Raw genomic sequence first — 25,467 nt, forward strand, 5'->3', positions numbered from 1 at the left:
GTGAAAAACAGACATTTTCAGACAATAAATTTGTCCTCAAACTATCTGCATGTAACAGCCATAAAGTCAGGCGGCAAGACCCAAAGCGCGCTTGGGGCAGATTGATGTTTTTAGGGCACGAAAAAGAGGGTTTTTTGCGCAGATCACGCGCCTGCTTGTGTTAAATTGCAGGCCAAGTTGGAACGGTGGGCCAAAACCGATGGAAGGGCTTGGCCGCAGCGCGTAGTACAAGGATTTGATATGCAGGAAAAGGGAATAAAAAAATCGCCATAATAGCGACTTTTTCTGTGTGATCAAAACCGGAAAGAAGGCCAGTTTTGTCTGTCTTGAATGCAAGCAAGATGGAGGCGTGTGCTGGAATCGAACCAACCTGAACGGATTTGCAGTCCGTCACATAGCCAATCTGTCACCACGCCTTTTGTTTTGTCCTGGGACATGTAGAATTATGCCCAAGGACGTAGGGAAAAGCAAGTGTCACATGACGGGACGTGAAACACGGTACGATCTGCTGCGCAAAAGCGACTGACGTCCCTCCCTTTTTTTGCCGCCCCTGCGGCACTCCCCTGTATTAAGGACATGGCATGCAATATCAATTCCCCATTGTGATCATCGATGAGGATTTTCGTTCTGAAAATGCGTCTGGTCTGAGCATTCGTGTATTAGCAGATGCGATCGAGGCCGAAGGCTTCGAGGTGTTGGGAACCACCAGTTATGGCGATTTGAGTCAATTTGCCCAGCAGCAAAGTCGTGCCAGCGCGTTTATTTTGTCCATCGATGATGAGGAGTTCACGCAAGATGGAGACAGCGCCCCGGCGCTGGTCAATCTACGTGCCTTTATTCGGGCTGTGCGTCGTCGCAATACCGATGTGCCTATCTATGTGTATGGCGAGACCAAAACGGCTCGTCATATGCCAAACGATATCTTGCGCGAGCTGCAAGGCGTCATTCACATGTTCGAGGATACGCCCGAGTTCGTGGCGCGTCATATCGTGCGTGAAGCGCGCAGTTATGTGGAAGGCGTCAAGCCTCCATTTCTGAAAGCCTTGCTCGATTACGCCGAGGATGGCTCGTATTCATGGCATTGCCCCGGTCATTCCGGCGGCGTAGCCTTTCTGAAAAGCCCGGTCGGGCAGATTTTTCACCAGTTTTTTGGCGAGAACATGCTGCGTGCCGACGTCTGCAATGCCGTTGAAGAACTGGGCCAACTGCTGGATCACAACGGGGCCATTGGCGCCAGCGAACGCAATGCCGCGCGTATTTTCAACGCTGATCACTGCTTTTTCGTGACCAACGGCACCAGTACCAGCAACAAGATTGTCTGGCACCATGCCGTGGCTCCGGGTGATGTGGTGGTCGTGGACCGCAACTGCCACAAATCCATCCTGCACAGCATTGTGATGACGGGGGCTATCCCCGTGTTTCTGCGTCCTACGCGTAACCACTTCGGGATTATTGGCCCGATTGCGCGCAGCGAATTTGATATCGAGACCATTCGCGAGAAGATCCGCAAGCACCCCTTGCTCTCGCATCTGGATGCCGATACGGTCAAACCCCGTGTGCTGACGCTGACCCAGTCCACCTACGACGGCATTATTTACGACACCCAGGTGATCAAGAATGCCGTGGATGGTTACGTGGAAGTGCTGCATTTTGATGAAGCCTGGATTCCGCACGCGGCTTTCCATCCCTTCTATGGTCAGTTTCACGCCATGGGCAAGAACCGTCCGCGTCCGCAAGAAACCATGGTGTTCTCCACCCAGTCCACGCACAAGCTGCTAGCCGGTTTGAGCCAGGCCAGCCACGTGCTGGCACAGGACTCGGTCACTCGTAGCCTGGATCGTCATTTGTTCAATGAAGCCTATCTGATGCACACCAGCACCAGCCCGCAGTACGCGATTATTGCGTCTTGCGACGTGGCCGCTGCCATGATGGAGCCACCCGGTGGTCGTGTGCTGGTTGAGGAAAGCATTATTGAAGCTCTGGATTTCCGCCGTGCCATGCGCAAGGTCGAATCGCAGTTTGACGAAGACGATTGGTGGTTCAAGGTCTGGGGCCCGCCAACACTGGCAGAAGACGGTGTGGGCAAGCCTGAGGACTGGATCATTACGGACGATGCGGAGCATAGCGAGTGGCACGGTTTCGGCCCGCTGGCTGATGGCTTCAATATGCTGGATCCGATCAAGGCCACGATTGTTACCCCCGGCCTGGATCTGACAGGCACATTTGGTGAAACCGGCATTCCGGCTTCTATCGTGACCAAGTTTCTGGCGCAACGTGGCGTGATTGTGGAGAAGATTGGCCTGTACAGCTTCTTCATCATGTTCACCATCGGCATTACCAAAGGCCGCTGGAACTCCCTGGTGACTGCGCTGCAGCAGTTCAAGGACGATTACGACCGCAACTTGCCTGTCTGGCGTGTTCTGCCGCAGTTTGCGCGCCAGTATCCTTGTTACGAGGAAATGGGCTTGCGCGATTTGTGCCAGCATGTGCACCAGTTGTACGCCAAGCACGACATTGCCCGTTTGATGACCGATATGTACCTGTCGGATGTGGTGCCTGTCATGCGTCCGGCTGATGCTTTTGCCTGCATTGCGCAGCGTCGTACGGAACGGGTCGAGATTGATCAGCTGGAAGGTCGCGTGACTACCAACTTGATCACTCCTTATCCCCCCGGTATCCCGCTCCTGATTCCTGGCGAAGCCTTTAACAAGACGATTGTGGATTTCCTGAAGTTCTCGCGTGAACTGCATCGCCAGTGTCCGGGCTTTGGTACGGATATCCACGGTTTTGTGGAAGAGGTGGATGCCTCCGGCCAGAAGCGTTACTACGTGGACTGCGTGGCACAGTAAAGCAGTTTGCTATCCAGGGCTGGGGCAGGGCATCGGCCTTTGGGTAGAGCAGTGAAGCAAGCGGGCCTGATGAGGGATGTTCAGGGTTCTGGAAGACTTCCAGACTTGAAGTGTCTGTCATCAGGCCCGTTTTTTTTATGGGCTGTCTATCTGCCACGAATCCTTGCGACAGGTTCGTGTTGCAGAGGCTTGTTACAGACTTTGCGCTGTGCGCAAGGCACATTCCAGCAGCCGTGAAGTCAGTGCTTGGGGATCACGGTCTGCCCGCAAAATCGCCACAACCCGGCGTTGCAGGGCAGGTTGCTCAATCGGGTATTTATGCAGATTGTGCTCGTGCAGCAGATTGTCAGGAATGCGGCTCGGCAAGATACAGTCCCCCAATCCTGACGCCACCAGTCGCAACATGGCATCTATGGTTTCGACCTCCGCCACAAATTCGGGGTGCAGGCCACTGCTGTGAATCATGCGGCGCAGGGCGTAATGGGGCGGAAAACCGATCAGTCGCAAGGCCTGGTGGCTTAAATCTGCACTGGGAAAAGGCTCCAGCTTGCCAGAGATGCGGCACATTTGGTCGTCAAACAGGGTGTGCGAGATCAAGCCGCCACAGTCCACCGCCGAGTCGTATACAAAACCCACATCGGCTTTGCCGCTTTCCACCAAAGCCACTACCTCGGGCGAGCTGCGTCCCAATAAGGACAAATTCACGCCAGGGTGGGCACTCATGAACGCGGCAGCGACATCGGACATGAAGTAGTAGCTCAGGGTATGGACGGTGGCCAGCCGCACAGTACCTGAATTGACGCCGTGCTCCTGACGCACGGCATGGATAGCGCTGTCAATACGGCTATAGGCCGGTTCGATTGCTTGGCGCAGCAGCTCGCCCGCATCATTCAGGCTGACTCCGCGCCCGGTACGGGTAAACAGGGTTTGGCCCAGGCTTTGTTCCAGCGAGCTTAATTGTTTGCTCAGGCTGGATTGGCTTTGTCCCAAATCATCAGCCGCTTTGCTGACCGAGCCTAATTGTGCAATGCGTAAAAAACAGCGCAAGGAGCGATCCAGATGATCGGTGGGGCGGGAATCGTGCATGCCATTGTCTCTTTATTGTTGTACTCAAATGGGTGAAAAATGAGTTTTCAAGGGTGCCTGGGGTCTAGGCGAGCCGTAAGATATTCAGGGCAGTTATTTTGGCTTGAATTGTCTATGAAAAGTCTTGTTTTGAATTGCCTTTATTTTGTTCTAACGTCGCCTAATTTGCATCCATAATGCGCCCATATTATGGCCAAAATTGATTTGTGGTCTAATCATTGATATAATAAAGAAATCGGGGCGCTAAGGGCAGCGCCCCCTGTCGATATTGAGCAGGAGTTATTCGTGAGCAAATCGAAACCAGTACGTCGTAAACAGGCCTTTGAGGTTGAGCCCCTGAATTGGGTGGCTCCCAAGAAAGCAGTCGTAGAAACCGATCAGGAAGCCAAAGTGGACGCGTCCAGCGACCAGGCTCAGGACAGCTAAGTTCTGACTGAAGGGTTAAAAAGCGCAAGCCTTGCAGCTTGCGCTTTTTTTATGCCTGCCTGTCTTGTATCAGGACCAGCGGCGATGGGCTTGGGTGGCCGGCAGATGCCCTTGCTCCAGCAGTTGCAGGCTGGCCTCTTCAAAGCGGTTCCAGGTGGCCAGAGCCAGTTGTGACCCTGTGCTGACACGGCGTACACCGATGGCGGCCAAATCGGGCACGTTCAGCCCCGGATGAATCAGCAGCACATTGACGGGCGTAGGTGCCAGTGCCTGGACAACCTGGGCAATATCGTCCAGATCGCGTAATCCGGGGGCGTAGACCACATCGGCGCCAGCCTGGGCAAAGGCTTTTAGCCGGGTTATGGTTTGTCCCAGATCCAGCGCGTCAATCAGCAGGCCTTCGCTGCGTCCTATTAACAGAACGTCCTCGCCACTGTTGAGAATCGCTTGCTTGGCAGCCCGTATGCGGGCCACAGCCAACTTAAGCTCATACAGTTCGTCGCCATGGCGATCTTCAATGGATAATCCTGCAATGCCGGTTTCAATGGCCAGGCGGACGTTTTCGGCGACCTGTTCCGGCTCATCGGCAAAGCCATTTTCAAAGTCGGCGTTCAGTGGCAGATTCGTGCTGGCCGCCAGTTCTCGCAAATGCGCCAACAGGGCATCCCGGCCCACCTCAAAATCTTCCAATCCCTTTGACCAGGCAAACGCAGCGCTGCTGCTGGCAATCGCCTGTGCGCCCAGTCGTTCCAGACGCTTGGCTCCGCCTATGTCCCAGGGGTTGGGCAAAATCAGTAAGCCACTTTCATGCAAGGCTCGAAAACGGCGTCGTTTTTCCTGTGTGCTGACGTTCATGCGGGACTCCTGAGAATAAAAAACGCAAACCGGAGTTTGCGTTTTGATGCCTGGCCGCGTTTTATTTTTTCTTGGCTTTCTTGCGGATCACCAGAACGGGGATTTCAGAGTAGGTCAGAACGTGCTGGGTTTCGCTGCCCAAGAGCAGGCGCTTGTAGCCCTTGCGGCCATGCGAGGACATGACGATCAGGTCAGCTTTCTGCTTTTCAGCGGTAGAAATAATGGCATCGGCCACCAGTTCGGACTTCACCACCAGGCCCTTGACCGAGACACCAATGTCTTTACCGGCCTGCTTGACGGCGGCCAGCTCGGATTGGGCGTGCTCTACCCAGGAGGCTTCGATACGGCTATCGAGCTTCTGGTCGATAATGGGGCCGCCCTCCAGGTAGCTTTGGCGATAGCGCGGAATGACGCGCAGGGCCAGCAATTTGGCGCCGCTGGTCTTGGCCAGATTCAGGGCATGGGTGACAGCGTGGGCGGACAGTTCTGAGCCGTCGGTACATACCAGGATACGCTCGTACATGAGGGGGAATCCTATAAAAAGGGTTATCAAGAACGTGTCTTGTGGGTAAGGTATCAAACCATACTGCGAATTACGGTCTTTGTGTCTGCTTTATGGTTTTCCATGACAGCCGTGTATATTCGAGTGGACGTTTTTGTCAGCTTGGCTTTTTTATGCTGGTCATCATATCCCAATGGGATTGAGGGAGATTCATATGAAAGAAGTGGTTGTAGTCCAGGCATGCCGTACCGCGATTGGTGATTTTGGTGGGGGACTGAAGAATGTGTCGCCAATCGAAATGGGAGCCACGGTATTGCGCGCGGTACTGGACAGAAGTGGCGTATCGGCGGCAGACGTTCAGCATGTAGTGATGGGGCAGGTTATTCAAACCGAGCCGCGCGATATGTACTTGTCGCGTGTGGCTTCGGTGCAGGCGGGCGTGGGCCACGGAACACCGGCCATGAACGTCAACCGTTTGTGCGGTTCTGGTCTGCAAGCCATTGTGTCGGCCGCGCAGGGCATTCTGGTCGGTGATGCCAAGGTGGCTTTGGCAGGCGGAGCAGAAAGCATGAGCCGTGCGCCCTATATGTCCAGTGCTCATCGCTGGGGCGCTCGCATGGGGGACTCGGTCATGATGGATATGATGACTGGCGCACTGACGGATCCTTTTGATCGCGTTCATATGGGCATTACGGCCGAAAATGTGGCCCGCCAATACGGCGTGACTCGAGCCGATCAGGACGAGCTGGCATTGGAATCGCACCAGCGTGCCCGTCGCGCGATCGAGCAGGGCTATTTTAAAGAGCAGATCGTGCCCATTATCCAGAAAAGCCGTAAGGGCGAGATCGTGTTTGATCAGGACGAGCACGTACGTCTGGACGCCACGATGGAAAACTTTACCGGCCTGAAACCTGTGTTCATGCCTGAAGGCGGCAGTGTTACGGCAGGTAATGCCTCGGGCCTGAATGACGGTGCAGCCGCTGTCTTGCTGATGTGCGCGGAAGAAGCTCGCCAGCGTGGGCTGAAGCCTTTGGCCAAGCTGGTGTCCTGGGGGCATGCCGGGGTGGATCCCAGCATTATGGGTATTGGGCCTGTGCCAGCCAGCCGTCTGGCACTGGAGCGCGCCGGTTTGAGCGTGTCGGATCTGGATGTGATCGAGTCCAACGAAGCTTTTGCCGCCCAAGCGTGCGCAGTCGTGCGTGAACTGGGTCTGGATCCGGCACGTGTGAACCCCAATGGTAGTGGTATCAGCCTGGGCCACCCTATTGGCGCGACCGGCGCCGCTATTACAGTCAAGGCCTTGCATGAACTGCAGCGTGTCCAAGGTCGTTACGCGCTGGTCACCATGTGTATTGGTGGTGGGCAGGGGATTGCGGCGATTTTCGAGCGCCCTTGAACCTTGCTGATTATTTCTCTTTAAGCTTCGTTTAGAGAGCAGGAAAGCCGGAAGTGCTACGAGTCACTTTCCGGCTTTTTTTCGGCATATACAAGTAAATCTTATAAAAACGCCGACTTGATTATTTGTTTTTGTAGTGGACCTTCGTATCCAGCCAATTGCATTGAATTGTTTTAAAAGTAATGCATGGCTTGGGTGACTGAGCATGAAGCCCTTGTTTTTTCTCATCGGAATAAAACGGAATAAAAGGAGATTCATATGCAAGAAGTCGTTCTGGTTCAGGCTTGTCGAACCGCTTTTGGTAATTTTGGTGGCTCGTTACGGAATGTGCCCCCCATTGAGATGGGGGCGGCGGTCATGCAGGAAGTGTTGGGCAGAAGTGGAGTATCTGCCTCGGAGGTGGAGCAGGTAGTGATGGGGCAGGTGGTGCTGACCGAGCCCCAGGATGTCTATGTGGCGCGTGCAGCCTCCATGAAAGCAGGAGTGGCTCATGAGGCGGTTGCCATGAATGTGAACCGCTTATGTGCATCCGGTTTGCAGGCCATTATTTCGGCAGCGCAAGCGATTGTATTGGGTGAGGCTCGGGTGGCCTTGGCCGGCGGTGTTGAAAGTACCAGTCGAATGCCTTATCTGGCGCCAAGCCAGCGCTGGGGGAGTCGCATGGGTAGTGTGGCCTTGGTAGATGTCTTGTCGGAGATTTTCATCAGTCCTTTGACTCGGGAGCATGTGGGGGTGACGGGGGAGAATGTCGCCAGAAAATACGGTGTGTCCCGCTGTGAGCAAGATCAGTTGGCCCTGGAGTCGCACCGTAGAGCGGCTCGTGCCATTGAAAATGGGTACTTTAAGGAGCAGATCGTCCCGCTGGCGGCCCACGATGGGAGCATCTTCGAGCAGGATGAGCATGTTCGGCATGATGGCAGTCTGGAGCAGCTTGCCGCCTTGAAGCCTATTTTCCAGAGCGACGGGGGGACGGTGACGGCCGGTAATATCTTGGGCCTGGCGGATGCGGCGGCGGTGGTGCTGATGATGGAAGAGGGGCAGGCACGCCGTCAAGGCTTGAAGCCTTTGGGCAAGCTGCGCTCATGGGCGCATGCGGGCGTGGATCCTCAATTTGCGGGAATGGGGCCGGTGCCATCGACTCGCTTGGCGCTCAAGCGGGCGGGACTGACGGTAGCCGATATTGATGTGATCGAGTCCAATGAGGCCTTTGCAGCACAGGTGTGCGCCGTTGCCAAAGAATTGGATTTTGATCCGGAGCGAGTCAATCCAAATGGCGGCAGCATTAGCATGGGGCATCCTTTGGGGGCGACAGGAGCGGCACTGGTAGTCAAGGCCTTGCATGAGTTGCAGCGCATCCAGGGGCGGTATGCTCTGGTCACCATGTGTCATGGCGGTAGCGAGGGAGTAGCCATGATTATCGAACGTCAGTGAGCCGTTCCCCATCAAGTGATCGCTGTTATGATGGCGCCTTGCTAAAAAACGCCGGAAGTGGCGCAATGCCGCCTTCCGGCGCTGTTTTCTCTGTCGTCAGGCCATATCCAGGTTCAGGATTATGTGGGGTGCCACGTTGCTCCCGTGTGAGCCGGGCCGCCTGACTGCTTTGCAAGGAAGAGTTTCATGGCTGGTGAGCAGGGGGACGATAGTCCTACGTTGTCGGAAAGCGAAGGGATCCGTTATCTGCACTTTGGAACGGAGTGGATTCAAGGTGCAATGCGTATTCGCAAGCCCGCTGAATTGGTCTTGGCCTACACACAACAAATGATGGCCTGGCTGCTATTTATGGAAGACCCCAAACCCGAGCACAAGCTGGCTATTCTGGGGCTGGGGGCGGGTTCCCTGCTGCGTTTCTGCCTGAAGCAGACCAGCAGTCAGGTACAGACGGTGGAGTGGAATCCGTCGGTGATTGGCATGTGCAATGCTTTCTTCCGGCTGCCGCGCAGCCCACGGTCTCTGATTGATCAGGCTGACGCCGGTGTCTGGGTACAGGATAGCGATCAGCACAGTCAGTATCGCGCCTTGATGGTGGACTTGTACGACGCGCATGCCGAAGGCCCAGTACGTGACAGTCTGGAGTTCTATCAGGATTGCCGCGCGGTTCTGGATGATGAAGGCATCATGACGGTGAATCTTTTTGGTGCCCATCCCAGCTTCAAACATAATATTGACAACATTCGTGAAGCCTTTAATGGCAAAGTATTGCTCTTGCCTGAAATGGACGAGGGCAATCAGGTGGTTCTGGCCTTCAAAGGCAGCACGCTGGAGATGACGGCCGGAGAGCTGCTGAGTCGGGCCGAAAAAGTGCAGGCCGATTATGGTTTGCCGGCTACACGTTGGGCCAGGGAACTGCTCTCGTTCCGTCGCCAGATGCAGGACCAGTAGGGGAGCGGGGCAGGGATTACCTGAAGGGTCAAAGTCCTGTCGTTCGCGTTAGACTAAACACCTAAAATTTTCGTTTTTTTGCATCTAAGGAGTATTGGATGAAACTGATCAGATCGGTGCATCAGGTGGCGGCCGCTTTGGCTTGTGTAGGATTGATGTCGGGCGCTGCAGTTCATGCGCAATCTGTATCGGTATCGTCGATTGTGGAACATCCGGCTCTGGACGCCATTAAGGATGGAGTACACAAAGCGCTGACCGATGCTGGTTATAACGAAGCCTCCGGCTTCAAATGGCAGTTTCAGACCGCCCAGGGCAATCCGGCGATTGCCGCTCAGATCGCTCGTAAATTCGTCGGTGACAAGGCTGACGTGATTGTGGCCATTTCCACTCCTTCGGCGCAGGCCGTGGTGTCGGCAACCAAGACTATCCCTGTGGTGTATTCGGCCGTGACCGATCCTGTGGTGGCACACCTGGTGCCCAGCATGGCACCGTCGGGCACCAACGTGACAGGCGTGTCCGATGCGCTGGCACTGGAAGCCCAGGTTGATCTGATCAAGAAAGTCGTGCCTGATGCCAAGCGCGTGGGTATGGTTTACAACCCTGGCGAAGCCAACTCCGCCGTGGTCGTTAAAGAAATGAAAGAATTGCTGCCCAAGCACGGCATGACGCTGGTGGAAGCCACCGCGCCTCGTACCGTGGACGTGGGGGCGGCTGCTCGTAGCCTGGTGGGCAAGGTCGATGTGATCTACACCAATACCGACAATAACGTGGTGTCGGCCTACGAGTCCCTGGTAAAAGTAGGCGTGGACGCCAAAGTGCCTTTGATCGCTTCGGACACCGACAGTGTGGCCCGTGGTGCTATCGCGGCTTTGGGCGTGAACTACTACAACCTGGGTCTGCAGACCGGTCAACAGGTCATCCGTATTCTGAAGGGTGAAAAACCCGGTGATATGGCTTCTGAAACCAGCAGCAATCTGGAACTGTATGTCAATCCGGGCGCTGCCAAGCGCCAAGGCGTTTCGCTTAACGAGGACTTCGTGAAGTCCGCAACAAAAATCGTCGAATAAGCCTGATTTGACTGCTTCTTGCAGGTGGGTTGCCACAAGCTGCCCGCCTGTTTCTTTTGTATCCTAGACGTCCAACAATATGTCTATTTATTCAATGTGGGGGGCCCTGGAGATTGGTCTGATTTTCGGACTGGTTGCTCTGGGTGTTCTGATTTCTTTTCGCATCCTGCGATTTCCTGACCTGACGGTCGATGGTAGTTTTCCTTTGGGTGGGGCTGTTGCCGCCATCCTGATCAGCCAGGGCAATGATCCTTTCCTGGCGACGGTAGTGGCCACTTTTGCTGGTGCCATTGCCGGCACGATTACTGGCTGGTTGAACGTACGCCTGAAAATCATGGATCTGCTGGCCAGTATCCTGATGATGATCGCCTTGTATTCCATTAACCTGCGCATCATGGGCCGTCCCAATGTGCCCCTGATCATGGAGCCGACGGTCTTCACGATTCTGCAGCCCGAATCCATCGCTGACTATATTGCTCGTCCCTTGATGCTGATTGGGTTGGTAATCATTGCCAAACTGGCGCTGGATTGGTTCTTCGGTACGCAAACTGGCCTGGCCATGCGCGCTACCGGCGCCAATGCCCGTATGGCCCGTGCTCAAGGCGTGGCAACTGGCAATATGCTTTTGCTGGGCATGGCTATTTCCAATGCCCTGGTCGCCTTGGCCGGTGCCTTGTTTGCACAATCGCAGGGTGGGGCGGATATCTCCATGGGCATCGGGACCATCGTGATTGGTCTGGCTGCCGTGATTGTGGGTGAAAGCATCTTGCCCGCACGCAAACTGTTCTACGCCACCTTGGCCGTGGTGCTGGGTGCGATTCTGTACCGCTTCTTTATTGCTTTGGCTCTGAATGCCGATGTGATCGGCCTGAAAGCGCAGGACTTGAACCTGGTCACCGCTTTGCTGGTTACCGTGGCACTGGTGATTCCATTGCTCAAGAAAAAGCGTGCTCGTAAACAGAAGGGGGCCCAGTAATGTTAGAAGCAAAAGATCTGTCCCTGACATTTAATCCAGGTACGCCCATTGAAACCCGTGCCTTGCGCGGTTTGTCCCTGACCATTCCCGAAGGGCAGTTCGTGACCGTGATCGGTTCCAACGGTGCGGGCAAGTCTACTTTTCTGAATGCGATCTCGGGCGACCAGTCTGTTGATGATGGCCAAATCATGATCGACAAGGTAGACGTGACTCGCCGCCCGGTCTGGGAGCGAGCCAATTGGGTAGCACGTGTGTTTCAGGATCCGATGGCCGGGACCTGTGAAGATCTGACCATTGAAGAAAATATGGCGCTGGCCACCTGCCGTGGCAGTCGCCGTGGGCTGAGCCGTGCCGTGCGTCACTCCATGCGTGCTGAATTTGCAGAGCGTCTGGAAACCTTGGGTCTGGGTCTGGAAAACCGTCTGACAGACCGCATCGGTTTGTTGTCCGGTGGCCAACGTCAGGCCGTCAGCCTGTTGATGGCGGCCTTGCGTCCTTCCAAGATCTTGCTGCTGGACGAGCATACGGCTGCGCTGGACCCGCGTACGGCTGACTTTGTTTTGCAACTGACCAATCGTATTGTGCGTGAAGGTGGCCTGACCACCATGATGGTCACGCACAGTATGCGTCAGGCTCTGGATGTGGGTGATCGCACGGTCATGTTGCACCAGGGCAAGGTGGTGCTGGATGTCAGTGGTGAACAGCGTCAAGGCCTGGATGTGCGAGATCTGCTGGAGATGTTCGAGCGGGTTCGGGGTGAGACTTTAGCCGACGATAGTTTATTGCTAGGTTAGAAAGCACTATCCCGGATTTGGAAAACCGCGTGAACTCTAGGGGTTAAACGCGGTTTTTTTATATTCAAAAAACCCTAGGTATATGATAATACGTGTTCTTTTGGCATAGGCAGACAGCGGAGCGGGTGCAAGGGGGTAGCTGGCTAATCGTAGTCGCCAAATAATGGCAGGATCGAAATGAGTCTCATCGCAAATTTTCCTGTTTGATTTGCGCTTTTTCGACATATACTTGCTGCTTGTCCAAACCATACAATCCAGTCAGTTTAAGCGTTAAACTCCCATGCAACGCTTAGCTCAGGAGTTCTTCATGTCATTTCAAAGCTTGTTGGGTCGGCAGACTTTTCGTATTGCTGCCTTCTCTTCCTTGGTTCTGCTCGCCGCTTGCGGCAACAAAGAGCCTCAAGCTCCGGCCGGCGGGATGAAGGTCCCGGTCAGTGTGATTACCGTCCAACCGACTTCTACCGAGTTGTTCTCCGAGCTGCCTGGACGAGTCGAAGCAATTAAAGATGCACAAATCCGCGCCCGTGTTTCCGGGATTGTGGAAGAGATCAACTTTGAGCAGGGCGCTGATGTCAAACAAGACCAGCTCTTGTTTACCATTGACCCGGCTCCGTACCGTGCAGTTCGTAATCAAGCTGCAGCCCAGCTGAAAAACGCCCAGGCTGACGCACAAAGTGCCAAGCAATTGGCGCAGCGTTACGAGCGTCTGATCAAGGAAAATGCGGTTTCCCGCCAGGATTACGACAACGCCAAGGCCCGCGCCATGCAGGCCGATGCCGCCATTGCCGCTGCACAGGCGACCCTGGACAGCGCCAATATTGATCTGGGCTACACCAAGATTGTGTCGCCCGTGTCGGGCCGTATCGGCAAGTCCCTGGTTACCGAAGGTGCTCTGGTTTCTGCCGCCAACGCCACCCATATGGCCACCGTGCAGCAACTGGACCGTGTCTATATTGATGTGACGCGTTCCACCGCTGAGCTGACGCAACTGCGTCGTGCCATGGCTGCTGGTACGTTGAAGTCGGCTGGTGAAGGCCAGGCCAAAGCCAAGGCCGTGCTGGAAGATGGCTCCCTTTACGATCAAGATGGCGTTTTGCTGTTTAGCGGTGTCAGCGTGGATCCTTCCACTTCGCAAGTAACCTTGCGTGCCGTGTTCCCGAACCCTGATGAAATTCTCTTGCCCGGTATGTACGTACGCGTTCGTCTGGAACAAGGTGTGATTCCGGATGCCTTGCTGGTGCCCGCGCAGGCTGTTCAGTACACCTCGGATGGCGCTTCTAATATTTACGTGGTTCGTGAAGAGAAAGCCCAGTCCGTACCTGTCGTGTTGGGACCCGAAAGCGATGGTCAGTATGTAGTGGACAAAGGCCTGCAAGCCGGCGACCAGATCATTGTCGAAGGCTTCCAGAAGATTCGTCCCGGTGCCCCTGTCCAGACGATGCCTTGGAAGGGCAACAAGTCAGCCGCTGCACCTGCTCCTGATGCGGCCCCCGCACAGGAACCGGCCGCCGCTGCTGAGCCAAACGAAGCCAAGTCTAGCGAGTAAGCGACATGCCTCAGTTTTTTATTGAAAGGCCCATTTTTGCATGGGTCGTTGCCTTGGCGATCACGCTATTTGGCTTATTGGCTTTGCCCAATATGCCTGTAGCGCAGTATCCCGATGTGGCACCCCCTTCGGTCACCATCAGGGCGACCTACCCAGGTGCAACGGCGGAAGACGTTGCCAGTACGGTAGCCAGTGTGATCGAAGATCAGTTGAACGGTGCCAAAGGCCTGCTGTACTACGAGTCCGTCAGTGACTCCTACGGCTCGACCGAAATCACCGCCACGTTCCGTCCTGGTACCAATCCTGACATGGCTCAGGTGGACGTCCAGAACCGGGTCAGCAACATTACCGCGTCCTTGCCGACAGCGGTGATGGAGCAGGGCCTGCACGTGGAGCAGTCCAGTACCGGCTTTCTGCAAGTGGTGACCTTGTCCTCCACGGACGGCAGTCTGGATCAGACAGCTCTGGCTGACTACATCGAACGCAATATCAAGAACACGATTTCTCGTGTTCCTGGTGTGGCTCGCTTCCAGCTGTTTGCAGCCGGTCGCGCCATGCGTGTGTGGCTGGACCCTGCCAAGCTGGTCGGTTACCAGATGAGCCCAGCGGACGTGACCAACGCCATTCGTCAGCAAAACATGCTGGTGTCTGCCGGTATTCTGGGTGGCCCACCCAATCAGGACAGTCAGCGTGTGGCCGCACCCATTACGGTGAACGGTCAGTTGGCAACCGTGGAAGAGTTTGAAAACATCATTCTGCGCTCGCAGCCTGATGGCTCGACCGTGCGTATTAAAGACGTCGCTCGTGTGGAAGTGGGGGCGGACAACTACCAGTTTGGTGCCCGTCTGAACAGCAAGCCGACAGCGGCTTTTGCTATCTCCTTGTTGCCTGAGGCGAACGCGCTGGATACTGCCGCGGCAATTAAAGTCGAAATGGAGAAGTTGGCCGAGTTCTTCCCGGAAAACATCCGCTACGACATTCCTTATGACACCTCGCCCTACGTGGACAAGTCCATCACCCAGGTGGTTTACACCTTGCTGGAAGCCATGGTGCTGGTGTTCATCGTGATGTACGTGTTCCTGCAAAACGTGCGCTACACCCTGATCCCCGCACTGGTGGTGCCGGTGGCTATCTTGGGGGCGTTCGCGGTGATGCAGGTGCTGGGTATGTCAGTGAACGTGCTGACCATGTTCGCGATGGTGCTGGCCATTGGTATTTTGGTGGACGACGCGATCGTGGTGGTGGAGAACGTCGAACGTATCATGGTGGAAGACGGGCTCTCGCCTAAGGAAGCGACCAAGAAAGCCATGCCGCAAATTAGTGGCGCTATTGTGGGTATTACGCTGGTGCTGTCGGCCGTGTTCTTGCCCCTGGCATTCATGGCCGGTTCGGTGGGGGTGATTTACCGTCAGTTCTCGGTGGCCATGGCCGTGTCGATTGCCTTCTCCGGCTTTTTGGCACTGACCTTTACACCTGCCTTGTGCGCGACTTTGTTGAAACCTATCCCCAAGGGCCATCACGAAACCAAGCGTGGCTTCTTTGGCTGGTTCAACCGTGTCTTTACGCGTACCACCAATGGTTACGAAAGCTTTATTGGCAAGACCTTGCGTCGTGGCGGTCGGATGATGTTCATCTATCTGATCATGGTGCTGGTTCTGGGCTTTCTGTACATGCGCATGCCAACCGCGTTCTTGCCTGAGGAAGATCAGGGCTACGTGATTGCCAACATCGAGCTGCCTGCCGGTTCGACAGCCAACCGTACGATTGAAACGATTTCCAAGGTCGAGGACTACTTCAAAGAGCAGCCTCAGGTCGAAAACATCATTGCCGTGCAGGGCTTCAGCTTTAACGGTAGTGGTTTGAACTCGGCTATTGCCTTTGTGCCCTTGAAGGACTTCAACGAACGTAAAGGCAAGGAAAACTCGGCTCAAGCCATTTCCGGCAAGGCCATGGGTCAGTTGCTGTTCGGTTTGCCCGATTCCATGGTGATCGCGATTGTGCCGCCCGCTATTTCTGCTCTGGGTAACTCCTCGGGTATTGATATGCGTCTGGAGGATCGCGGTGGCATGGGCCACGATGCCCTGATGGCCGCTGCTGATCAACTGCTGAACCTGGCCAAGCAAAGCCCTGTGTTTGATCCACAGAGCGTGCGTATCACTGGCTTGGGACCTGGCAAACAGATTCGTCTGGAAATTGACCGTGACAAGGCGGCGGCCTTGGGTGTGAACTTCAGCGAAGCCTCTGCCTTGATTGGCGGCGCTCTGGGCTCGTCCTTCGTGGGTAAATTTACCAACCAGGGCCGTGTGCAAAGTGTCTGGGTACAAGCTGATGCGCCATACCGCATGACCATTGATGATGTGCTCAAGCTGAATGCTCGCAACAGTGAAGGCAAGATGGTTCCGCTGTCCGCCTTTGTGAACCAGACAACGGAACAAGGTCCGGTACAGATCGTGCGCTACAACAGCTACGAGTCCGTTCGTATCAGTGGTGGTCCCGCTCCAGGCTACACCTCGGGTGAAGCCATGATCGAGATGGAAAACCTGATGAAGCAATTGCCTAGCGGTTTTGGCGTGGACTGGACCGGTCTGTCCTACCAGGAGCGTCAGGCTGCCGGTCAGTCGGGTATCTTGATGGGCTTGGCCGTTCTGGTGGTGTTCATGCTGCTGGCTGCCTTGTACGAAAGCTGGGCGATCCCGCTGTCCGTGATGCTGGCCGTACCGCTGGGTATGCTGGGTTCGGTCTTGCTGGTCTCCGGTCTGGGTATGCCTAACGACGTGTACTTCCAGGTGGGTATCGTGACGGTGATCGGTCTGTCAGCGAAGAACGCGATTCTGATTGTGGAGTTTGCCAAGGATGCCTACGCACGTGGTGCTACCTTGATCGACGCCACTCTGGAAGCCGCTCGCTTGCGTTTCCGTCCTATCTTGATGACCTCTTTCGCCTTTGTGCTGGGTGTGGTGCCTCTGGCTACCTCCACTGGTGCGGGTGCTGCCAGCCAGAACGCCGTGGGTCTGGGTGTGCTGGGTGGTATGTTGGCCGCAACGCCTTTGGCTGTCTTGATGGTGCCGACCTTCTTTGTCGTGATCCTCAAGCTCTTTAAAACTAAACCCCGTCTGTTTGGCGAAGCCGCTAAATTGCACGAGGAAGAACAGGCCAAACAAGCTGCACAGCCGGCCGGTTCGCAAGGAGGACAGCACTGATGTCTAGCATGTTTTTACGTAGCCCCTTGGTGCTGGCCGTGGCGTTTGCCTTGTCGGCTTGCTCCTTGGCACCGAAGTACGAGCGTCCTGATTCTCCCGTGCCCGCACAATTCCCTCTGGCCCAGCAGGGCCAGGCGGATGCGGCACAGGCTGCTGATCTGGGCTGGCGTGAATTCTTTACGGATCCGCGTCTGCATGCCCTGATCGAGCAGGCTCTGGAGAATAACCGCGATCTGCGTATTGCCACCCAGCGCATCGAGGAAGCTCGCGCGCAATACGGCGTGGCACGCAGTGACCAGTTGCCCAGCATTGGTGTGCAGGCGGCCGAGCAGGCCACCCACACACCGGCTGAACTGCGTCCTGGTGGCCCAAATTCGGCCCCCGTAACCCGTACGTTCCAGGCCGGTGTCGGTATCACTGCTTTCGAGCTGGACTTCTTTGGTCGAGTGCGTGATCTGGCCCGTGCTGCTCAAGAACAGTACTTTGCCACCGAGCAGGCTCAGCGTACCGCCCATATCGCCCTGGTGGCGGGCACCGCCGAAGCCTACTTCAAGGTACGTACTGCCGAAGAACTGCATGCTTTGATGAGCAATACCTTGCGCAGCCGTCAAGAGACATTGCGCCTGGTGCAGTCTTCTTACGATGCCGGTACGGTGTCGGCGCTGGACCTGAACCAGGCCAAGGTGCAATACAACACCGTGCGTTCCGATATGCAGGCTGTCGAGCGTGATCGTCAGCGTGCACTCAATGCCTTGCAGGTCTTGTTGGGCGGTGAAATACCGGCTGACTTACCAGCAGGCTTGCCCTTTACCCGTGCTCAGCTGATGCCTAGCTTGCCTGTAGGGTTGTCGGCCGAGTTGCTGGAGCGTCGTCCTGACATCCTGGCCGCCGAGCACGTCTTGCGTGGTTCCAACTACAGCATCGGTGCAGCACGCGCTGCTTTTTTCCCGCGTCTGAGCCTGACCGGTCTGCTGGGCTTCATGAGCCCCGAGCTGGGTGGTCTGTTCAGTTCGGGTAACCGTTACTGGCAGTTCCAGCCGCAAATTACCATGCCGCTGCTCTCGGGCAGTACCTGGGCCAATTTGGATCTGGCCGAGGCTCGTCGTGACATTGCGATCAGCCAGTATGAAAAAACCATTCAGGAAGCCTTCCGCGAAGTGGCTGATGCTTTGGCGGGCGAAGCCACCTACGGTCAGCAGATCGACGCCTTGCAAGAGGTTGATCAGGCTGCCAGCGAAAGCTTGCGTCTGGCCAAGCTGCGTTACGAAGTGGGTATAGACAGCTTCCTGCAGGTGCAAACGGCGGAAGTCAGCCTGTACGGTACGCGTCAAGCCTATATTCAGACTGGCTTGGCATCCCTGATGAACCGGGTCGAGTTGTACAAGGCTTTGGGTGGCGGCTGGACAGCTGAAACCGTCAAGCCTGAAACAAAGACCCAGGCCACTGGGACAGCACCGGAGTAAACAGGCGATAATACGTCTGGTCATTCATCCCTGAAACTACGGAGGTCCTTGGGGAATGTTAGAACTGGGCGTCAATATCGATCATGTGGCGACGCTGCGCCAGCAGCGTCTGACCACATACCCTGATCCAATTCAGGCCGCTTTGCGAGCAGAAGAAGCCGGAGCGGACCTGATCACCTTACATCTGCGTGAAGACCGGCGTCATATTCAGGATGCCGACGTCGAGGCCCTGCGCCCCGTACTGCGTACCCGGATGAATCTGGAATGCGCCATCACCACCGAAATGCTGGACATTGCCTGCCGTATCAAACCGGACGATGTCTGCTTGGTTCCCGAACACCGTGCTGAACTGACGACCGAAGGTGGTCTGGATGTGGTCGGTCATCTGGACCAGGTCAAGGCTGCTGTGCAGCAATTGCAGGCTGCCGGTATTCGCGTCTCGCTGTTCATTGATGCCGACCCGGCGCAAATCCGAGCCGCCAGCGACGTGGGTGCCACCGTGATCGAACTGCACACTGGCACCTATGCGGATGCTCAAACGCCCGAGCAGGCCGCCAGCGAACTGGAACGTATCCGTGCCGGTATTGCTCAAGGTGTGTCGCAAGGTCTGCGTGTGAATGCGGGTCATGGCCTGCACTACGGCAACGTACAAGCGATTGCCGCCTTGCCGGGGCTGACGGAGCTTAATATTGGTCACGCCATTGTTGCCCAGGCTGTCTTTGACGGTTGGGAAAAAGCCGTGCGCGACATGAAAGCCCTGCTGGTGCAAGCGGGCGCTCCTGCTCAAGCCTGACTGAGCCCTGCCATCTGGGCAGGGCACTCTTAACTGATTCTGGAAGCACTATGAGTACCATTGATTCCCTATTGTCCCGCCGCTCCATCAAGCTGGTGCAAGGCCCCGGCCCGAACGAGCAGGAGCTGGACCTGATTTTGCGCGCTGCCATGGTCGCTCCTGACCATGGTCGTTTGCAGCCTTGGCGCTTTTGCCTGATCCGCGGTGAAAACGTGCAGGCTCTGGGCGAACTGGCCATTGCCGCCAATGAGCGCGCCGGTAATCCATTGACCGAGCAGAAAGCTGCCAGCGTCCGCACCTGGCTGGCCAAAGTGCCCATGCTGATCGCCGTGGCCAGTCACATCGATCATGGCGAAGAGAAAATCCCTGAACTGGAACGTGTTCTGGCAACGGGCGCAGCTGTCAGCAATATGCTGCATGCGGCTCATCAACTGGGCTTTGGCGCTTTCTGGAGCACCGGCCTGGGCACCTATGGTGAAGAAGTTCCTGAAGCCTTGGGTTTTGATTCCCTGGATTACCAGTTCCTGGGCTTTGTGTCGGTGGGTACGCCTATTCACAATCTGGGTCCTGCCCAGCGTCCCGAGCCACAAAAGTTTGTGACGGAGTGGCAAGCTGCTTGAGTCCAGCTGATGATGAACCGGTTCTAAAATAGCGCTGTTTCCATGGCATCACCCGGAGTGGTGATTGCTTTGGAACGTTTTAAATAGCCTGAATCCTTTCTGGATTCGGGCTTTTTTTGTGCCCTAGGGTTTGTACTGATAGGCATGAAGCTAACCACGCTTTTATCATTATTCCATACATTAGAATGACATTCCGTTAAACGGAATATAAACAGGAAAATGATGAAACAAGTCAGCACACAGCACTTGATGCTTCCCGATGGGGCCGAACTGCATTACGCAGAAATTGGGCAGCCCAGCGCATCTCGTCCATCCGTGCTCATGCTGCACTCCCTGTTTTTCAATGGAGGCATGTTCCTGCCCGTGATTCAGGCGTTGCAAAACGAATGGCACATTATTTGCCCGGATCATCGTAATCAGGGCTTGAGCACCGCAGGCCAGAAGCCCGCCACCATGCATCAGTTGGCACAGGACTACGCGTTCCTGGCCCAAGCACTGCGGATTTCTTCCTTGCATGTAGTGGGTAGCTCGATGGGAGGTTACGTGGCTCAGGAGCTGATGCAGCGCGCACCTCAGTTGGTCCGTTCTGCTGTCCTGTCTTGCTGCACCTCGATGGCAGAACAGCAGAAAGAGCGCTTTGACCAACTGGAAGCGCAACTGCGTCGGGATGGCGGTGCACCCTATGTCTCGGCCTTGCTGCAAACCATGTTTGGAGACGCCTTTCTGGCAAGCACAGACCTTGCTGCTCAGGCTCAGCAGGAGCAGTGGCGCGACTACTTCACACATTTGCCTCCCAGCATTGCCAACTCAGTCAATGGCGTGTTTGCCCGTCCTGACTATCAGTCTCTTTTGGCAGGCAATAGCACCCCTCATTTGTTGATCAGCGGTGCTTTGGACAGAGCTAAAAAGCCCGCTGATATGGAGCATATGCACAGCTTGCTTCCACACAGCACACATACGGTATTTGAGCAGTCCGGTCACACGGCGCCGGTTGAAGTGCCCGAAGCCTTCGCACTGCAAATTGAGAATTTTTGGAATCAAGTTAATTAATGCTGCAAGGATTAATTCATGCCAGTTACTGAATCTACTGAGCTGCCGACGGCGATGGCTTTCGGTGCAAATGCACAGCCGATACGAGATATTGCGTCAGACCAGGCTAGCCAGTTTGTTATTGAAGATGGAGCGGTCTTGTTGCGTGGCAGCCAGAGCCGTTCCAGCGGCAGCAAGGCTTTTCCTGTCCGTGAAGTGTGTATGGAAACGGGTGCTCGAGACATGCAAGACATGTTTTTTGGCCCATTTGGAAAGCTCTACAGTTTTTCCACCATTTATGTTTCCGCGTCGCGTCCCACGCCTTACACCTTGGGATATGTAGATTTTCCTAACGGAGTTCGTGTTTTGGCACACGTACGTTGTGAAGACCTGAGCGCCTTGTATTGCGATATGCCTGTCAGTACTGCCACCGATGGCAATGACTGGTTTGTAACTCCTATGTCGGCGGAGAAGTAAGGTGAGTGAAGCATATGTAGTCGGCGCGGCCATGATTCCCATGGCTCGTCATAAAGAATCCAGCTATACCGGTTTGGCCTTGCCCGCAATCCTTAACGCGATGGCCAGTGCCGGTGTACAGGCTCAGGATATTGATGCTGTTGTTTGCGGCCACGCCTTTGGTGGCATGTTGACGGGACAGCGTCTGGTCAAGGAAATCGGTATTGGTACAGTGCCTGTCGTCAATTGCGATAACGCCTGCTCGGGTGGGGCCACGGCCATTCACTTGGCCTGGAAAGATATCCAGGCTGGTCGACACGATATCGTGCTGGTGATCGGTGTGGACAAGCTGACGCAGTTTGGCGGAGGCACCTTGCCTTTGGTGCAGGAGGATCCCGAGGTCCAGCAGGGCTTGGTGATGCCTGCAGTGTATGGCATGCGTGCTCGTCGTTACCTGCATGAACGCAATCTGGGGCCAGAAGTTCTGGCGCAAGTCTCCATCAAGGCTCGCACACACAGTCAACATAATCCCTATGCACAGTATCGTGATCCGCTGACGGTGGAACAGGTGCTGGCATCTCGTCCTATTTGTGACCCGCTGACCTTGCTGCAATGTTGCCCTACGGGTGACGGCGCGGCGGCCTTGATCATGGTGTCCGAGCGCGCCCTGAAACGTTTGCAGAAACCTGCCATGCGGGTCGCTGCGTCGGTGCTGCATTCCGGTCAGGCGACCAGCGGTTTTCGCGACATGACTCGTCCCGAGATTTCGGCGGAATCCGCCCGCGACGCCTACAAGATGGCGGGGATTACAGCCAAGGATCTGGATGCGGTTGAGCTGCATGACGCGTTTACAATCGCCGAACTTATTTATTACGAAGCACTAGGTTTGTGTGAGGTCGGGCAGTCTGCTCAGTTTCTGCTGGATGGCCGTAGTACCTACGGCGGTGATGTGGTGGTGAACCCCAGTGGCGGTTTGCTGGCCAAGGGTCACCCAGTGGGAGCAAGCGGTGTGGCCCAAGCCGTGGAAATGTACTGGCAACTGACACACCAAGCCGGAGAACGTCAGGTTCCTGATGCTCGCTACGCCATGACTCACGTCACGGGTGGCGGTATTGCGGGCCTTGATCATGGTGCTTGTGCAATCCATATTTTTGAAGCCCAGATATGACCACACAAAACACGTCCACCTCTACTAGTTCAACCGGAACCGTAAGCCGTGCGCTTCAGCTATTGGCTGTCTTGGCAGAGTCCAACGGCCCGGTAACCGTCAAGCAAGTGTCCGAGCAAATGGGCCTGGCCCCTTCAACAGCTCACCGCTTGCTGAATCTGCTGCGTAAAGATGATTTTGTTGCGGTGGTCAGTGGTGGAAGTGGTTTGTACAGCATCGGGCCTGAATTTTATCGAGTAGCGGCGCAAGTGATGAGCGCTGAATCCAAGCCTGCATTGGCACAAAAATCGCTGGACGAGATTGCTTCCGAGTTCAACGAGACGGTCCTGTTTGGCACGTATGCCGTCAGCGAGTCTGCCATGAGTTTTGCCGCCATCGCACGAGGCGAGCACAAGCTGCAATATCAGATTGATTTGCACAAGCCCATGTCCCTGGTCTGGGGGGCTTCCGGCAAGGCTATTTTGGCGTATCTGGATCAGGACACGATAGAGCGTGTGTATGCCAAGGCCGAGACCTCTCCGGCGCAAGATGCACCTTTGCCTGCTTTGGAGTCGCTCCTGGCAGAGCTGAGCGAAGTGCGCCAGAACGGCTATGCCCACAGCATGAGCGAGAAGTTGCCTGATGCACGCGGGGTTGCTGCCCCTGTTTTTGATAACCACGGCATTGTGGGCTGTATTTGTTTGACCATGCCCACCACCCGTGTGCCCAGTGCAGGTTTGAGTGCCATTACCGCTGCCGTTATTCATCATGCCGAAAAACTGTCCGAGATGTTCGGATACCGACATAGAAAAACCAAATTATGAGTCATACCGCTACCGCTCAGCCCCTGGCAGGCTATAAGGTCATCGACCTCACTACCTTTTTGTCCGGCCCCTTCTGCACACAAGTGCTGGGGGACCTGGGGGCTGAAGTGGTCAAGATCGAGGCACCGGAAGGTGACTCCAGTCGCAGTATTCCCCCCCATTTTGTGGGTGAGGATAGTGCTTACTATCTGAGTATTAATCGCAATAAAAGCAGTTTGGCGGTGAATCTGAAAACCGCTGAAGGGCTGGACCTGGTTCGACAACTGATCCTGAAAGCGGATGTGGTTGTGGAAAATTACCGCCCGGGCGTGGCGGCCCGTCTGGGCCTGGACCCACAAGCCTTGTGTGAAGAACACCCCGGTCTGGTCTGGGCGTCCATTAGTGGTTTTGGGCAAACCGGCCCGGACCGTGACAAACCTGCTTACGACATGATTGTGCAAGCCTTGTCAGGCGTCATGAGCCTGACCGGCGAAGAAGGCAGACCAGCCGTACGTTTGGGCATTCCAGCCGGTGATACGGTCGCTGGCTTGTACGCGACTATCGCCATCAATGCCGCCCTGGCCGACAGGGAACGTACCGGTAAAGGCCGGATTGTGGATGTGGCGATGCTGGATTGCCAGTTGGCCATGCTGTCTTATCAAAGTGCCTATGCCTTGATTGCGGGAGTGACGCCCGCTCCCCAGGGGGCCAAGCATGACTCTATTCCTACCTACCGCTCTTTCCGGGGTGGTGATGGCCGCGAGTTTGTGGTGACGGCCAATACCGAGAGAATGTGGCAAGGCTTGTGTCGTGTACTGGGCCTGGAGTCGCTCCTTGATGATGAACGCTTCCAGACTGGTGCCAGTCGCCTGAAAAACAAACATGCCTTGTGGGAGCAGCTTGAAAGCGCTTTCGCGACACAGGCGGCTGCTTATTGGATTCCATTATTGGAAGAGCACAGTGTCCCGGTTGCGCTGATCCAGTCCGTGCCAGAGGCATTGGCACATGCACGCGATTCAGAACGCAGCATGATTCTGGCCCTTCAAAATGAAGATCACAGTATTGAGGTCGTTGGAAACCCCATCAAATTTGTGGGCGCCGAAGCCACTCCATCTCGTTTCCCTCCCAGGAAGGGCGAGGATGATGCGCGCGTGTTGGGTGAGTGGTTAAGCCTGTCTGCTGAAGTCGTGTCGTCTTTACAAAGTAAAGGCGTGTTGTTGAACAGTACGTGCAGCCAAGCATGACGACCCCATTGGCCAGGCTTCCTTACCCCGGGTCCTTGCTCGTTGCGCAGAAGGGCACGAGCGGCGATGAATGTGTCATTGCCTTGCACTCCATCGGGGTCGATGCGCGTTCCTTTGACGCACTGTTCAGCCACTTGGCTGCCGATTATCCGTGTCTGAGTTACGACCTGCGAGGCCATGGCTCGGCCGCTGCATTGTCGCAGTTCGACCTGGACACCTTGGTGGATGATGCCGTCAAGGTGGTGGAGTCCTGCCGTTTTGACAAGGTTCATTTGCTGGGGCATTCGATTGGTGGGGTGATTGCGGCGTTGGCAGCGGCCAGGCTGGCCGATCGTCCCTCTAAAAAGGTGCAAAGCCTGAGCATTGTCGCCAGCCCGCCGATGGGCTTGGCGGTATTTGGTGAACGTGCCCAGGCCATGCAGCATGAAAGTCGTCAAACCATTGTAGAGACCACCATGCAGCGCTGGTTTGGTGGCCTGGAGACCAGCCCTGAGCTAGCCCAGGCCATGCAATACGCAGAGCAACAGCTCAGCCTGGTTCCGGTGCAGACATTGCTGAGCAGTTGGCAAAGTCTTGCCCAGTTTTCCGGGTACGGTGAGCTGGCGGCGCACTTGCCGGCCACTTTGCTGCTGACGGGCAGTCAGGATCTGTCTACGCCCGCCAGTGCCATGCAGATCATCCTGGATGCCTTGCACAAGGCGGGCAAGACACAGACAGCCCTGCACATTATTGATGGGGGAGGGCACATGTTGCCGCTGACCCCGCCCGATACCTTGATGGACTTGCTATTGGCGCATTTCAAGGCGTCTGGCACCACACATTTTCGCTAGGAACGC

Annotated in this window: 22 protein-coding genes and 1 tRNA gene; 19 read left to right on the top strand and 4 right to left on the bottom strand. The window is 55.6% G+C overall.

Translation table 11 applies throughout. From position 1 onward, the window contains the following. Positions 1–342: 342 nt before the first annotated feature. Positions 343–416, bottom strand: a tRNA-Cys gene (locus tag D0C27_RS02280). A gap of 165 nt (positions 417–581) precedes the next feature. Here D0C27_RS02280 and D0C27_RS02285 point away from each other — a divergent pair. Continuing rightward, positions 582–2,849: an arginine/lysine/ornithine decarboxylase gene (locus D0C27_RS02285; RefSeq protein ID WP_021446542.1), complete on the top strand. Its 2,268-nt coding sequence runs from the start codon at positions 582–584 to the stop codon at positions 2,847–2,849. Between the two features lie 192 nt (positions 2,850–3,041). On the opposite strand, the gene D0C27_RS02290 is transcribed toward D0C27_RS02285, so the two are convergent. Further along, on the bottom strand, positions 3,042–3,935 hold the full coding sequence (locus tag D0C27_RS02290; RefSeq protein ID WP_083053461.1) for a LysR family transcriptional regulator: 894 nt from the start codon (positions 3,933–3,935) through the stop codon (positions 3,042–3,044). Between the two features lie 285 nt (positions 3,936–4,220). Here D0C27_RS02290 and D0C27_RS19225 point away from each other — a divergent pair, with 285 nt between their 5' ends. Continuing rightward, positions 4,221–4,361, top strand: a complete 141-nt coding sequence (locus D0C27_RS19225) for a hypothetical protein (RefSeq protein WP_021446543.1) — start codon at positions 4,221–4,223, stop codon at positions 4,359–4,361. A gap of 69 nt (positions 4,362–4,430) precedes the next feature. On the opposite strand, the gene D0C27_RS02295 is transcribed toward D0C27_RS19225, so the two are convergent. Together D0C27_RS02295 and D0C27_RS02300 are read right to left on the bottom strand one after the other, a co-directional pair. Next, on the bottom strand, positions 4,431–5,216 hold the full coding sequence (locus D0C27_RS02295; protein WP_137430307.1) for an isocitrate lyase/PEP mutase family protein: 786 nt from the start codon (positions 5,214–5,216) through the stop codon (positions 4,431–4,433). A gap of 61 nt (positions 5,217–5,277) precedes the next feature. After that, complete coding sequence (locus tag D0C27_RS02300; RefSeq protein WP_009457090.1) at positions 5,278–5,739, bottom strand: universal stress protein; 462 nt, start codon at positions 5,737–5,739, stop codon at positions 5,278–5,280. 193 nt (positions 5,740–5,932) lie between these two features. Between D0C27_RS02300 and D0C27_RS02305 the strand changes: the two genes are divergently transcribed. From D0C27_RS02305 to D0C27_RS02385, 17 genes are all read left to right on the top strand, one after another. Beyond that, positions 5,933–7,114 (top strand): acetyl-CoA C-acyltransferase family protein, encoded by a 1,182-nt coding sequence (locus tag D0C27_RS02305; RefSeq protein WP_060185136.1) that lies wholly within the window; start codon positions 5,933–5,935, stop codon positions 7,112–7,114. Positions 7,115–7,372: 258 nt separating this feature from the next. Continuing rightward, positions 7,373–8,545 (top strand): beta-ketothiolase BktB, encoded by a 1,173-nt coding sequence (gene bktB / locus D0C27_RS02310; protein WP_060185135.1) that lies wholly within the window; start codon positions 7,373–7,375, stop codon positions 8,543–8,545. Positions 8,546–8,731: 186 nt separating this feature from the next. Beyond that, entirely contained in the window at positions 8,732–9,493 is a 762-nt protein-coding gene (locus D0C27_RS02315) for a spermidine synthase (protein WP_137430308.1), read from the top strand. 98 nt (positions 9,494–9,591) lie between these two features. Next, positions 9,592–10,560, top strand: coding sequence for an ABC transporter substrate-binding protein (locus tag D0C27_RS02320; RefSeq protein ID WP_009457081.1), 969 nt, complete (start codon positions 9,592–9,594; stop codon positions 10,558–10,560). A 79-nt stretch (positions 10,561–10,639) separates the two neighbouring features. After that, complete coding sequence (locus tag D0C27_RS02325; RefSeq protein ID WP_009457079.1) at positions 10,640–11,536, top strand: ABC transporter permease; 897 nt, start codon at positions 10,640–10,642, stop codon at positions 11,534–11,536. Then, positions 11,536–12,330 carry an ABC transporter ATP-binding protein gene (locus D0C27_RS02330; protein WP_009457077.1) on the top strand — a complete coding sequence of 265 codons (795 nt, stop codon included), beginning with the start codon at positions 11,536–11,538 and terminating at the stop codon, positions 12,328–12,330. The genes D0C27_RS02325 and D0C27_RS02330 overlap by 1 nt, the downstream gene beginning before the upstream one ends. A 307-nt stretch (positions 12,331–12,637) precedes the next feature. Then, on the top strand, positions 12,638–13,876 hold the full coding sequence (locus D0C27_RS02335; protein WP_060185133.1) for an efflux RND transporter periplasmic adaptor subunit: 1,239 nt from the start codon (positions 12,638–12,640) through the stop codon (positions 13,874–13,876). Positions 13,877–13,881: 5 nt separating this feature from the next. Then, a complete protein-coding gene (locus tag D0C27_RS02340) occupies positions 13,882–17,076 on the top strand; it encodes an efflux RND transporter permease subunit (RefSeq protein ID WP_137430309.1) in 3,195 nt (1,064 codons plus the stop codon). Continuing rightward, entirely contained in the window at positions 17,076–18,539 is a 1,464-nt protein-coding gene (locus D0C27_RS02345) for an efflux transporter outer membrane subunit (protein WP_060185131.1), read from the top strand. Before D0C27_RS02340 ends, D0C27_RS02345 begins: the two co-directional genes overlap by 1 nt. A gap of 55 nt (positions 18,540–18,594) precedes the next feature. Next, positions 18,595–19,332, top strand: coding sequence for a pyridoxine 5'-phosphate synthase (gene pdxJ / locus D0C27_RS02350; RefSeq protein WP_009457072.1), 738 nt, complete (start codon positions 18,595–18,597; stop codon positions 19,330–19,332). A gap of 50 nt (positions 19,333–19,382) precedes the next feature. Beyond that, a complete protein-coding gene (locus tag D0C27_RS02355) occupies positions 19,383–19,952 on the top strand; it encodes a nitroreductase family protein (RefSeq protein ID WP_137430310.1) in 570 nt (189 codons plus the stop codon). Positions 19,953–20,171: 219 nt separating this feature from the next. Next, positions 20,172–21,002 carry an alpha/beta fold hydrolase gene (locus tag D0C27_RS02360; RefSeq protein ID WP_137430311.1) on the top strand — a complete coding sequence of 277 codons (831 nt, stop codon included), beginning with the start codon at positions 20,172–20,174 and terminating at the stop codon, positions 21,000–21,002. Between the two features lie 18 nt (positions 21,003–21,020). Beyond that, positions 21,021–21,458, top strand: a complete 438-nt coding sequence (locus D0C27_RS02365; protein ID WP_060185129.1) for a Zn-ribbon domain-containing OB-fold protein — start codon at positions 21,021–21,023, stop codon at positions 21,456–21,458. Position 21,459: 1 nt separating this feature from the next. After that, the gene (locus D0C27_RS02370; RefSeq protein ID WP_060185128.1) at positions 21,460–22,605 is read left to right on the top strand and encodes a thiolase family protein; all 1,146 of its coding nucleotides are present in this window, start codon (positions 21,460–21,462) and stop codon (positions 22,603–22,605) included. After that, positions 22,602–23,408 (top strand): IclR family transcriptional regulator, encoded by an 807-nt coding sequence (locus D0C27_RS02375; protein ID WP_080723684.1) that lies wholly within the window; start codon positions 22,602–22,604, stop codon positions 23,406–23,408. Before D0C27_RS02370 ends, D0C27_RS02375 begins: the two co-directional genes overlap by 4 nt. Then, positions 23,405–24,631, top strand: a complete 1,227-nt coding sequence (locus D0C27_RS02380; RefSeq protein WP_137430312.1) for a CaiB/BaiF CoA transferase family protein — start codon at positions 23,405–23,407, stop codon at positions 24,629–24,631. Before D0C27_RS02375 ends, D0C27_RS02380 begins: the two co-directional genes overlap by 4 nt. Then, complete coding sequence (locus D0C27_RS02385; protein WP_137430313.1) at positions 24,628–25,461, top strand: alpha/beta fold hydrolase; 834 nt, start codon at positions 24,628–24,630, stop codon at positions 25,459–25,461. The genes D0C27_RS02380 and D0C27_RS02385 overlap by 4 nt, the downstream gene beginning before the upstream one ends. Positions 25,462–25,467 lie beyond the last annotated feature (6 nt).

It is taken from the genome of Alcaligenes faecalis (assembly GCF_005311025.1).
Taxonomy (GTDB): Bacteria; Pseudomonadota; Gammaproteobacteria; order Burkholderiales; family Burkholderiaceae_B; genus Alcaligenes; species Alcaligenes phenolicus.

Coding starts and splice junctions, on each gene's coding strand:
- D0C27_RS02385 (WP_137430313.1), top strand. CDS start 24,628: ATGACGACCCCATTGGCCAGGCTTCCTTACCCCGGGTCCTTGCTCGTT.
- pdxJ (WP_009457072.1), top strand. CDS start 18,595: ATGTTAGAACTGGGCGTCAATATCGATCATGTGGCGACGCTGCGCCAG.
- D0C27_RS02345 (WP_060185131.1), top strand. CDS start 17,076: ATGTCTAGCATGTTTTTACGTAGCCCCTTGGTGCTGGCCGTGGCGTTT.
- D0C27_RS02325 (WP_009457079.1), top strand. CDS start 10,640: ATGTCTATTTATTCAATGTGGGGGGCCCTGGAGATTGGTCTGATTTTC.
- D0C27_RS02295 (WP_137430307.1), bottom strand. CDS start 5,216: ATGAACGTCAGCACACAGGAAAAACGACGCCGTTTTCGAGCCTTGCAT.
- D0C27_RS02355 (WP_137430310.1), top strand. CDS start 19,383: ATGAGTACCATTGATTCCCTATTGTCCCGCCGCTCCATCAAGCTGGTG.
- D0C27_RS02335 (WP_060185133.1), top strand. CDS start 12,638: ATGTCATTTCAAAGCTTGTTGGGTCGGCAGACTTTTCGTATTGCTGCC.
- D0C27_RS02340 (WP_137430309.1), top strand. CDS start 13,882: ATGCCTCAGTTTTTTATTGAAAGGCCCATTTTTGCATGGGTCGTTGCC.
- D0C27_RS02305 (WP_060185136.1), top strand. CDS start 5,933: ATGAAAGAAGTGGTTGTAGTCCAGGCATGCCGTACCGCGATTGGTGAT.
- D0C27_RS02300 (WP_009457090.1), bottom strand. CDS start 5,739: ATGTACGAGCGTATCCTGGTATGTACCGACGGCTCAGAACTGTCCGCC.
- D0C27_RS02285 (WP_021446542.1), top strand. CDS start 582: ATGCAATATCAATTCCCCATTGTGATCATCGATGAGGATTTTCGTTCT.
- D0C27_RS02330 (WP_009457077.1), top strand. CDS start 11,536: ATGTTAGAAGCAAAAGATCTGTCCCTGACATTTAATCCAGGTACGCCC.
- D0C27_RS02360 (WP_137430311.1), top strand. CDS start 20,172: ATGATGAAACAAGTCAGCACACAGCACTTGATGCTTCCCGATGGGGCC.
- D0C27_RS02320 (WP_009457081.1), top strand. CDS start 9,592: ATGAAACTGATCAGATCGGTGCATCAGGTGGCGGCCGCTTTGGCTTGT.
- D0C27_RS02315 (WP_137430308.1), top strand. CDS start 8,732: ATGGCTGGTGAGCAGGGGGACGATAGTCCTACGTTGTCGGAAAGCGAA.
- D0C27_RS02290 (WP_083053461.1), bottom strand. CDS start 3,935: ATGCACGATTCCCGCCCCACCGATCATCTGGATCGCTCCTTGCGCTGT.
- bktB (WP_060185135.1), top strand. CDS start 7,373: ATGCAAGAAGTCGTTCTGGTTCAGGCTTGTCGAACCGCTTTTGGTAAT.
- D0C27_RS02380 (WP_137430312.1), top strand. CDS start 23,405: ATGAGTCATACCGCTACCGCTCAGCCCCTGGCAGGCTATAAGGTCATC.
- D0C27_RS02375 (WP_080723684.1), top strand. CDS start 22,602: ATGACCACACAAAACACGTCCACCTCTACTAGTTCAACCGGAACCGTA.
- D0C27_RS02365 (WP_060185129.1), top strand. CDS start 21,021: ATGCCAGTTACTGAATCTACTGAGCTGCCGACGGCGATGGCTTTCGGT.